Origin of the sequence: Anaerotruncus sp. 1XD42-93 (assembly GCF_009917605.1) — a bacterium.
GTDB lineage: Bacteria > Bacillota > Clostridia > Oscillospirales > Ruminococcaceae > Anaerotruncus.
Genome location: NZ_QZEG01000008.1, coordinates 87,885 through 98,208, shown reverse-complemented (window position 1 = coordinate 98,208; position 10,324 = coordinate 87,885). Strand labels below are relative to the sequence as shown.

The 10,324-nt window shown below is 56.3% G+C and carries 9 protein-coding genes; 2 read left to right on the top strand and 7 right to left on the bottom strand.

Annotation, left to right across the window (positions count from 1 at the left end; genetic code table 11):
* Positions 1-313: 313 nt before the first annotated feature.
* From D5269_RS05265 to D5269_RS05245, 5 genes are all read right to left on the bottom strand, one after another.
* Entirely contained in the window at positions 314-2,818 is a 2,505-nt protein-coding gene (locus D5269_RS05265) for a hypothetical protein (protein ID WP_016316717.1), read from the bottom strand.
* 426 nt (positions 2,819-3,244) lie between these two features.
* Positions 3,245-4,282, bottom strand: a complete 1,038-nt coding sequence (locus D5269_RS05260; protein ID WP_120484080.1) for a hypothetical protein — start codon at positions 4,280-4,282, stop codon at positions 3,245-3,247.
* A 6-nt stretch (positions 4,283-4,288) separates the two neighbouring features.
* Positions 4,289-4,846, bottom strand: a complete 558-nt coding sequence (locus tag D5269_RS05255) for a hypothetical protein (RefSeq protein WP_120484079.1) — start codon at positions 4,844-4,846, stop codon at positions 4,289-4,291.
* A gap of 1 nt (position 4,847) precedes the next feature.
* Positions 4,848-5,312, bottom strand: a complete 465-nt coding sequence (locus tag D5269_RS05250; protein WP_016316720.1) for a hypothetical protein — start codon at positions 5,310-5,312, stop codon at positions 4,848-4,850.
* Positions 5,309-5,821, bottom strand: coding sequence for a sigma-70 family RNA polymerase sigma factor (locus D5269_RS05245; protein ID WP_016316721.1), 513 nt, complete (start codon positions 5,819-5,821; stop codon positions 5,309-5,311). The genes D5269_RS05250 and D5269_RS05245 overlap by 4 nt, the downstream gene beginning before the upstream one ends.
* Before the next feature lie 311 nt (positions 5,822-6,132).
* On the opposite strand from D5269_RS05245, the gene D5269_RS05240 reads away from it, so the two are divergent.
* Both D5269_RS05240 and D5269_RS05235 read left to right on the top strand, forming a co-directional pair.
* Positions 6,133-6,897 (top strand): DUF1638 domain-containing protein, encoded by a 765-nt coding sequence (locus D5269_RS05240; protein ID WP_120484077.1) that lies wholly within the window; start codon positions 6,133-6,135, stop codon positions 6,895-6,897.
* Positions 6,894-7,406, top strand: coding sequence for a hypothetical protein (locus D5269_RS05235; RefSeq protein WP_016316723.1), 513 nt, complete (start codon positions 6,894-6,896; stop codon positions 7,404-7,406). The genes D5269_RS05240 and D5269_RS05235 overlap by 4 nt, the downstream gene beginning before the upstream one ends.
* A gap of 227 nt (positions 7,407-7,633) precedes the next feature.
* Here D5269_RS05235 and D5269_RS05230 read toward each other — a convergent pair whose 3' ends face one another.
* Both D5269_RS05230 and pyk read right to left on the bottom strand, forming a co-directional pair.
* The gene (locus D5269_RS05230) at positions 7,634-8,494 is read right to left on the bottom strand and encodes a class B sortase (protein WP_158604869.1); all 861 of its coding nucleotides are present in this window, start codon (positions 8,492-8,494) and stop codon (positions 7,634-7,636) included.
* A gap of 45 nt (positions 8,495-8,539) precedes the next feature.
* A complete protein-coding gene (pyk, locus tag D5269_RS05225) occupies positions 8,540-10,297 on the bottom strand; it encodes a pyruvate kinase (RefSeq protein WP_016316725.1) in 1,758 nt (585 codons plus the stop codon).
* Positions 10,298-10,324: the final 27 nt, after the last annotated feature.

Sequence of the window (10,324 nt, the reverse complement as noted above, 5' to 3'; positions counted from 1 at the left end):
GAACCCAAACTTCCGTTGCCTCACTGCCCTTGGAAACCGCAATTTTTTGAAAAAATTGAGTAAAACTTTAGTTTTGGGAAAAAGCGGCACCCGGCTCGGAAGGGAGGGGCCTACGGGGAGGGGGCACCGACCCCTCGCCCGTAAGGCAAACTGAGGGGGCGTCGCGCGAAGCGCGCTTCGGGCTGAAAGCCCGAGAAGTCCCCCGAAGAAGGGCGCTTGCGCCCCGGAAGTTTGGTCTGGAACCCAAACTTCCGTTGCCTCTCGCCCTCTGGCGGCGGAGAAAACCGGACAAAATTCCAATGCGAGATGGGGCTTACAGGAGGTCCTCTTTTTTAATCAGGTACCAGACCGCACCGCTTGCTGCCGCAACCAGCGCAATTATGACTGTCGCGATCACCCCATATTTGATGGTGGAGGAGCCCACCAACGGCAGGGGTTCCGGCTCGGGTTCCTCCCGCGGCTCCATGAGGGTCACTGCCGCGGGCTGTGCATCCGGTGGGGTGTTATCCCCTGCCGCCGCAGAAGCAGAGGCCTGGTTCGGGTCACCTTCTGCGCCGGATGCACCATCTGTTGGTTCCGGTTCCTCCGGGGCGGACGCAATCGGGTCCACCGGCTCGACCGCCGTCGGTGCAATAACCTCCCAGATATCCCCGCTTTCGGGGCTGAACGAGATCTTTTCTCCGTTCTCCTTCATCAGCCGGGCAAGCATACTGAACGGCCAGCTCACCCGCCCGGGCTCATAATCGGGCGCCCGACCCGCCGGAATGCTGATTGGATCTCCACCATCCCAGTTGATGACCAGCGCCACATCCCCGCGGTCGCGCAGCTCTGCCATCACTGTCTCGGGCATGTCGGTGTACGCTTTTGCGTTGATCCGGACAATATCCCCTGCGTTCGCACGCTTGATCTGGTTTCTGACCTTCTCCCAGAATGCCGCGCGGACATCCCCCTCATCCTCGAAATCCTCATTGGAACGATTTTTGCTCGTATTACTCGAAGAGGAACTGTTCTCTTTTTCCTTATCTTTGTCCTTTGCGTTGTCTTTTGCAGCGGTGCCCTTGGTATAGACCACTGCATAGGTCGAAAAACGGTCGGTTCCAAACTCGATCCGGCCGGAAACCGCATCCGCATCCAGCCGCTCGGCTTTTCCGTCGTGCACCCGGATCACATCGATCTCTTTGCCGTTGTCCGCCTCGGTCGGGATTTTGATGCTCAAAGTCAGTTCGGCAGGGGTCCGGGTGATCTCCTGTGTCTCGCCGTTGCTCATGCTCAGGTCATAATAAGCCGCGATCTTCTGACCATCTGCCTCCTGCTCGATCAGCTGCTTGTCGTTTGCGGTGATTGCCCCGCCATCCCGAATCAGCATCATGCTGACCGTATTGGCCTTTTTGCCCTCCCGGATCGCTTTGGGGCTTGCAAGCAGCCCTTTATAGGTTTCGGACAGGACCCGAACAAATCCATCCGAGCTGGAGTTGGTCCAGAAGTTGACCTGGATTACCCCCTGCACCAGGCCATCCAAGCGTTTCAGGCGGCTTGTGCTCACCTTCCCCATCTCCTGCTCGGAGAGACTCTGATACCGCTTGAGCGCATCCGCAATCTGCTCGCGGGTCGCGTCATCGGTCAGGGCATCAATCATCGCGCCCACTGTCTGTGCCGTATCCGAATCCGCCGGGTCTTCCGGTTCTGTCGGGTTGTTGGGGTTATCCGGATTGTCTGGGTTATCCGGGTTATCCGGATTGTCTGGGTCATCTGGGTGATTCGGATCATCCGGATCGCTGCCCTGCTCCACAAGGACGATCGCATCCCCGGTTTCGTTCAGTCCCAGCGAGAACCGTATATCCCGGCAGGTGAATTTCCCCAGGTCGCTTTCCGAAAGGGGAGCACCCTCCACTGCACCTGCCACCTCTCTGCCGGGTTCTGCATTTTCAACCGAAAGCGGGATCGGTATGCCCGGCTCGAGCCCGCCGTCGAACAGGACGATGCATCCGTCGCCCAGCCAGATCCCGTCGATCAGAGGGGAGCCGGTCAGGAACAGCCTGCCATCCTCCATCCGGACCGCATAACCGTCGTCGCCCGCCTCAAACGAGCCACCGCTGAGGACGGCTCGTGTATCCGGACCGGAAATTTCCAGTGCGGGCCGCTCTCCGCCGGCGAAGCGTCCCGCTTCGACCAGCAGGCTGCCGCCTTTGGCCTCGAGAGAACCACTGACCGGTCCGGAATGATCCCCACTGTCCTTGATGGCCAGGCTGCCGCCTTTTACCGTGACCGCAGGAAGCGCTTCGTCCGAAGCCGCAACCGAACGGCCCCCCAGCTCGAACCGATAATCGCCCGAGGTGACCGTAAGCCGCCGCTCGAACGATACATTCTGTGCGAGGCCGACTGCGGTTTCGCTGCCCACACGAATGACATCTGCATTCCGTGGTCCAAACGCCTCCCGCACCTCATCAAGGGTGGAATCTGCATTCAGCTCCCCGCCCTTGGCCGTGTAGCTGGCTTCCTCACCCGACTCGAAAAACAGAAGCAATGCCTGTAGCCGGCTCGCGTCCACCTCGTCCTTCTGGTCGCCCAGTGCGTCATAAAGCATCGCTGCGGCGGTGCATCTGCTGAAAATCTCCTTGTAGTTGCCCGCGTTGACTTCGGAGGGCGCAGGCAGTTCCGCAATCAGCATCCTGACCGCCTCGATCCGGTTGAGCAGAGGTCCGGTATCCCGTGTCCCATCCGCATAAGCCAGCGGAGCAGCGCCGAAAACCAGCCCCGCCGACAGGATAAATGCCATCAGCCGGCGGTAAGCACTGTTTTTGATCCCTTGCATTCTCATCGCAATCCTCCCGGAAATCCCTGTATATTCCAAATAAAACCGTTCGGCAGTTACAGCCGACACCAACCCATTCTTATTCTCTTCCATTATACGATCTTCCGCCGGATTTCACAAGCCCCTTTCCGCACCCCCGGCTGCATTTTTGGTCAGTTTTCATAGAATCCAGCCTGAAAGCGTGCTGTGCGTCTAACAGTTTATCCGGTTTTTCTTCAGCCGAAAAAGTTCCGCTTTACAGTGGCGTGTATGGCAGGGCGTATATCTGTCGGTTCTGTATGGGGAAGCAGGGCTGCCTTTGGCGGCTCCATGAGGCCCAAAAGGCCACAGGTTTTAAAAGGATGCGCGAAGGGTTCCGATGATACCAAAAAGCCCGCCTTTGGAGCAGGCGGGCTTTCTATGAAGATCGTTCGAGAAGGGCGGCAGGTTTTGTCACCCAAGGGAAGGATCCTCTAAAGCTTCCTCCGGCACTTGGGGAATCACCTCGGACTCCTCCGGAATTGCCTCGATTTCCAGATGCATCCCCTCGGTACTCTCTTCAAAGACGGCTTCACCGGTATCTGCCGACACAAAGTACTGTTCGGACATGACCTGTTTCGAGATTGCATCAAGCGAGAGGTTCCGGATGGACGGGCGGTTTATGTGCAGCTCGTAGGACTGGACGCGGACTGTACCGTTCTGGGCCGGCTGTTCGTCACGCCAGTTGATACTGAGATTACTGATCCGGTAGGGATAGCCTTCGAGCGCCTCGAGTACCCGCAGGCAGTCCTGCGCGAACGACTCCTTGCTGTCGTACGGGCCGATCAGGTCCACATTGCCCCAGTAAACCTGAATCAGGCTGGCGGTATCCGGATCGTTGATGCTGCCTGTCAGAACCGCATAGGGAGGGAGGTTGACCGAAAAGCCCGCGTCGGAAACTGCATCCACCGCACAGACAGCGGAAACCAGCTCGTCCGACGTATTGTACTCGATCCGGTCGCGTGCAATCCAGATCTGCGGGTTGAGGTAGGGCATAAACGCACCGGCAAGGGCGAGGACACCGGCGCCGCAGACCAGGCAGAAGCAGATGAACCCGCTGAGGAAATCGAACCGGATGCGTTCTCCCTTGTGGCGGATGGAGCCGATCAGAATTTCTGTGCCGAGCAGAATAAAGATGACAGGGGAGAGCTTAAAGGCGAGGGAGAGGTTGAAATCCGGGTTGAAGATGGTAATCAGGGCGACCACGCCCGCCGCGATCAGAGAGAAGCCCATGGTCAGGGTCCCGACCCGCCGCACCGGAGGGGTTGGCTTCCACTCGACTTTACAGTCGGAGCCGGGAGCGGCTTTCGATTTTTTATAGGAGAAGCGCGGCGCCTTCTCCGCGGAAGATGCGCCCTCCTGCCCGGAGGACGCATCTTCCGGAATGGCTGCTGTTTGCGATAGGACAAAGTCATTTTGATTTTCCATGTTGAAATTCTGTTCGTTATTCATGTTGTTTTACTCTCCTTTATATTCGACAAAATCCTGCTGTTCCGGTTTCCTTCCGCCCTTTACCAGATGGATGCCGAGTGCGATAATCGCAATCGAGATCACCAACGACGGGAGGGCGCGGACAATCTGGGTGAGCACCCAGTAGTCGATCCCCAGCCGTTCGAACAGGAACCGGAGCATGGGATGGAAGATATTGCGGAAGATCAGATAGAGTCCGAACAGGATCAGGCCGATCCCGAAATACCGGTGAAATTTGGCGCCAAATTTATCCCACTGGATCGAAAAGTTCGGCGCGAGATCGTTGAAAAACTGGGTGGTATTGTCGTCAATCTCTCTGATCTGCTCCGGGGAAAGACAACGGGAATTGAGGGTATCGAAAAACGAATAAAACCAGATGACAGGCAGCAGGCAGCCGAGGAAATCCAGATATAAGGTCATCATTGCAAAGCTGATTGCAGAGAAGAGGCCCATCAGCAGGAGTCCCTTTTTCATCATGCCCAGATACATCTGCCCTCCGCCGGGAATGAAGGCAAAACAAAAAGCAAGAAAACCGTTTTTTCTCATTTTAATTGTTGCTCCTCTCAAATGTGATATGTTCAAAGAAAGCGTCTACCGATTCGGAGATCTGGTTGGCCAGCTCGTTGGCACGCTCCCTGAGATTGACCTGTTCCAGTGTTTGATTCATCGTATTGAGCACCTTGCTTTCGCCGGACATATCAATGTTAAAAACCCCGATATGCCAGAACACGATTGCGAAGGAGGCCGCTGCCACGACGGTCGTATACTTATTGAAAAAGACCTTGATCGCACGCTGCCTGAGCCTTTGCATGACACTTGGCGCCACCGGCTGTTCCGGAGTAAGCAGCAGGCAGTTTTCCAAGGCCTGAGAATACCTGTCTACGCACGCATCGCAGAATGAAAGATGTTCGGCGATTTCCAGCCGGGAGAGTTCATCCAGCGGAAGGTCCTGCACCAACGCATCAAGAGCATACTGGGTCAAATGTCCATCCTCCTGAAACAGTTCCATCATACCTGCACCCCCTCCTCCTTTAAGATTTTTTGCAGCATCTGCCGCGCGCGGTAGAGCTGGGTCTGAACCGTCTTTTTCGGGCGGTTCAGAAGTTCTGAAATTTCATCCAGGCTGCGCTCCTCCAGAAAAAACAGGACCGAAACCTTGTGGTAAGGCTCTTTTAGATTCAAAATCATCTGCCGGATATGCCCTTCCCCTTCCTCGGAGATATAGAGGCGTTCAGGGCTGCTCTCGCTTCGGAGCAGGTCCAGCTCGCTCATATCCTCCGAGAGGGTGACGCGCTTGTTATACGCGCTCTTGAGAAAGTCCTTTGCTTTGTTGGTCGCGATACGCGCCAGCCACGCCCGCAGATTTTGTTCGCTCACGCTGTCGATGTGGGTGAATGCAGAAACAAAAGTCTCCTGCGCGAGGTTCTGGGCTTCATGGTAGTCCTGCACCAGCTGATAGCAGATGGTGAACACCAGGCGTTCATGCTGCTCGACCAGGGCCTTGAATTTTTCGTTTGTCATTTTTGTCCTGCACTCACCACCCTTAAAAGCCTTACACCCATAAAACGATCGGCTTTTCGATTTGACTTCAAAAAGGATACAATATTTTTGAAAAAATGTCGAATGTCAAAAAATACAGGGTTTGACTGCCGGTCCCCACTGCGGTATACTGGAACCAAAGCGCTGAAAACAACCGGAAGCACGCGGTTCAAGACCGCTGCGGGAGCTTTGCTTCCTACGATTCAGTATGCGGAGTGTGCTTGTGGACGGTTGTCCGCCTCTTCCAAACCACTGCTGGTCTGGAAGGGATCGAAAAAACGGGGGGTGGCAGGATGCGGATGGGGCTGATCGCGTGTGAGGTGCTCCGCCAGGAGCTTTCTGCGGCAATGGAGCCCTGCGGGCATACCTTTTTTCCGGTCTGGATGCGGCAGGGGCTGCACGACACGCCTGATCTTCTGCGGGCACAGGTGCAGACGGAGATTGCACGCCTGGAGCAGGCCGAACCTCCGCTCGACGCGATCCTGTTGGGATACGGCCTGTGCGGCGGCGGGACCGCCGGCCTGTGCGCAGGCAATGTTCCGCTGGTGCTCCCGCGCACCGACGACTGCATCGGAATCCTGCTCGGGTCGCAGGAGCGTTACCTGTCATTTTTTTACAGCCGAAGCGGGATTTACTGGTTTTCAACCGGTTGGCTCACCTTTGCGGACACCCCATCGGAGTCCTACTACGCGGAGAAGCTGCGGGATTATGCCGCCCGGTTTGGAGAGGAGGACGCCCGCTGGCTTCTTGCGGAGGAAAACCGATGGATTTCCCAGTATCAGAGCGGAATCTATATCCGGTCGCCGGTGGGGGAAGATACGGATTTCGAACAGCAGGCACAGGAAGCGTGCGCCTTCTGCGGATGGGCGTTCGAAACGACACAGGGGGACAACCGTCTGGCCGGGCGGCTCCTGTCCGGCAGATGGGACGGACGTTTTTTGGTCTGCCCGCCGGGATGCCGGGTCGAGCGGGACTGGGACGGCGGGATTTTCCGCGCCGGGGGAAGACAGGAAAACGAGGGGGACAGCAAACCGGAAGTTGTGGAGGTAGGTCAATGAGAACGGTTTATGAAAAGTATATGGCATCACCCATAGATAAAGGACTTTTCTGCTTGGAGCATGGGGATATTACAGTCCCGTACTTTTGCTACCCTGTCAATGCAGAGCCGATAGGATTTGAAGGGTGTATTCTGTATTGTTTTTTGCCGGAGTATGGGGAGATGGTATTTGCTTGCAACCCCGAAAGTTGCGCAGGCCAAAACGTATATCCGTTGGCGGCAAATTTTGGGGATTTTATCCGCTTGATCCTGGCTTGTGGTACCGCTAATCCGGTGGAGCAAATCGTTTGGATGGATAAGAGAAAATTTGAAGAACACATGGCAAGCGAAGAAAAAATTTTGACAGATAAGCAAAAAGCGGCAGTACAACAGCTTCAGCGTGAATTAGGGCTGTTGCCAATGGAAAATCCGTTTGAATATGTTAAGGCGATTCAAAAAGGCTTTGACGGGAGTAAAATACGATATAGTGATGAATACTTTGAGGTGACTGGTAGAGAAAAACCTTCCTGAAGTTTACAAAAAATACAGATTTCTGTAACTTCCGGTTTTCTGCCTGTCATCGCCTCGAGGATGAAAAGAAGATGCTTTTCCCGTCCCCTTCCATAGCCGGGACCATGTCGTGAATGATACAGGATAAAAAGAACCCCGCAGGCCATTTTGACCGGTGGGGTTCTTCCGTTTCTGCCGGAAATTCCATACAATGGGGGATTCCGCCTTTGAAAAGGCGGGCGAAACTTTTAGAACTGGGGCGGTTTGGGGTCCGGATTTGGCTCGACATGGATCGGCGTATCCATCTCCTCACCGGGGCGCACCAGCCGACCGGTAACAACAAACCGCTGGTCCTCGCGGGAACCGTAGATATAGGTACAGGTGGAGAGCGAGAGGATTTTGTCGGTGATGTTGACATCTACGTCAATATCGAACTGCGAACGCTCCCGCATCTCCTTCACCAGCGCAAGGAACTGTGCATTTTTCATCTCGGGGTGCAGGTAGGCGAGGTTGTCATCGGTATACATGACCGAAAATACCTTGAACGCCATGGTATCCTCTGGCGTTGAAAAATACAGGTAGGGGTGGGCCTTCAAAAATTCGGGGTCCAGATATTTTTTCAGCTGGGAGAACCGGTCGCCATCCGGATTGTCGTCCATGCTATGCCCGTAGATAATGGTATTCTGCGAAATGCCGTTGCGGTCCCCGAATGAACATTCGTAATCCGCGTAGTAACAGCCGTTGAAATCATACGCCTTGGTGATATTTTTGCGCAGATAGTAGTCGTTGTCCGTCCCTTGGAGCACTGCCTCGTCGATCGTTGTACCCGGCAGATACAGCCATCCGACCACATCATTGTTCTGGCCGTAGGCGGCATTCATCTTGTTGAGGGTGTCCTCACTCGGCTTTTCAGCGGTCGAGAGGCGGCTGAGGTCGACGTCACCCAGCGGGTTGATAAAGGCGGGGATGCCCGCCGGCTGGGAGACACTCGAAGAGGATTCCCCGGGGGCCGGTTCAACGGTATTCTGGCTGCACGCCGCAGTAGTCAGGGCGATGGCCCCCGAGAACAGCAGGGCGAGCAGACGGATGGAAAAGCGTGACTGCTTCATAAACAGGCTCCTTTGCATAAAGACTGTGGGTGGAAGGGAAGCTGGTCAGCTTCCTCTGCTTTTGTTGCTGACAGTGCCCGCTGCCGCGTCGATTTCCACCACGGTTGAGGATTTGAGGATTGAGGTTGCGTTCTCGGCAAAGACAATCACAGGGATGTCAAGCGCCATACCGACGATCGCGGCATGGGAGTTCTGCCCGCCCGCTTCGGTGACGATGCCCGAAGCCTTTTTCAGGAGCGGGAGCAGCTCGTTGGTGGTGTAGGGGATGACGAGAATATCTCCGTCCTCAAAGCCGGCGAACGCTTCCGCTTCGTTGCGGGCAACGCAAACTTTACCAAAGGCCGAACGGTTGTTGATCCCCTGCCCACTGACCAGAATATCGCCCACCACATGCACCTTGAGCAGGTTGGTGGTGCCGTTGACCCCAAGCGGGACCCCGGCGGTAATCACAGCAAGATTGCCGTTCTCGAGGAAACCGGCCTGCTGTGCCGCGTCGACCGCATGGGAGAACAGTTCGTCGGTATTTTCCTTGACATCAACCAGCAGCGGATAGGTCCCCCACGCGAGGGCGAGCTGGTAATAGGTGGATTTCAGGTGGGTGCAGGCCACGACCGGAATGGTCGGACGGTATTTGGAGAGCATCCGTGCGGTGGTGCCCGACCAGGTGACCGTCACGATCGCCGAAGCGCCGAGGTCGTTGGCGGTGGTAACAGTTGCATGGGAGATCGCGTTGGTGATGTCGGGGATGTCCCCGCCGTCCATCCCGCGCATCTGGAACCGCTTGTCATAGTCGATATCCCGCTCCGCCCGCTCGGCGATCGAAGCCATCGTCCGGACCGCCTCAACCGGAAACTCCCCTGCGGCGGTCTCACCCGAGAGCATGACCGCGCTGGTGCCGTCGTAGATCGCGTTAGCGACGTCCGCCGCTTCCGCGCGGGTCGGGCGCGGGTTGTGCATCATGCTTTCGAGCATCTGGGTTGCGGTAATGACCATCCTGCCGATGTTATAGCATTTTTTAATCAGCAGCTTCTGAAAGACCGGGACATCCTCGAAAGGCACCTCGACACCCATGTCCCCGCGCGCGATCATGATACCGTCGGCGACCCGCAGGATCTCGTCGATGTTCGCGACCCCTTCGGCGTTTTCAATCTTTGCGATGATCCGGATGGTGTGGTTGCCCTCCCGTTCAAGCAGCCGGCGGATCTCGAGGATGTCGGCGGCGCAGCGGGTGAATGAAGCGGCGATAAAGTCGAAGCCGGTATGGACACCGAAGATGATGTCCGCGCGGTCTTTTTCGCTTATGTAGGGAAGCGACAGCCGGACCCCAGGCACATTGACCCCCTTGCGGTCGGAGATCACGCCGTTGTTGTCCACCTCGCAGACGATCTCGGGCGGCCGGACCTCGAGGACGGTCAGCTTGATGGCGCCGTCATTGAGCAGGATGGTGGAGCCGGGCTTTACATCGTTGACCAGGCCGGGGAAGTTGATATAGGAGCGCGTCTCGTCCCCCTCACATTCCTCGCCGGTCAGCACAAACCGGGAACCTGCGGCCAGCTCGGCCTTGCCGCCCTGGAAGGTGCCAAGACGGATTTCCGGACCTCTGGTATCGAGCAGGGTGGCAACCGGAAGCCCCATTTGGGTGCGCAGGCGGTCTACCGTTTCAAATGTCTTGAGATGGCTCTCATGGGTTCCATGGGAAAAATTGAAGCGGGCGACATCCATGCCCCCTTCGATCAGGCTGCGGATGCGTTCTTCGCTGTTGGAAGCGGGCCCAAGCGTGCATACGATTTTTGTCCTTCTCATAAATCAGGTCAATCCCCCTGCAAATCA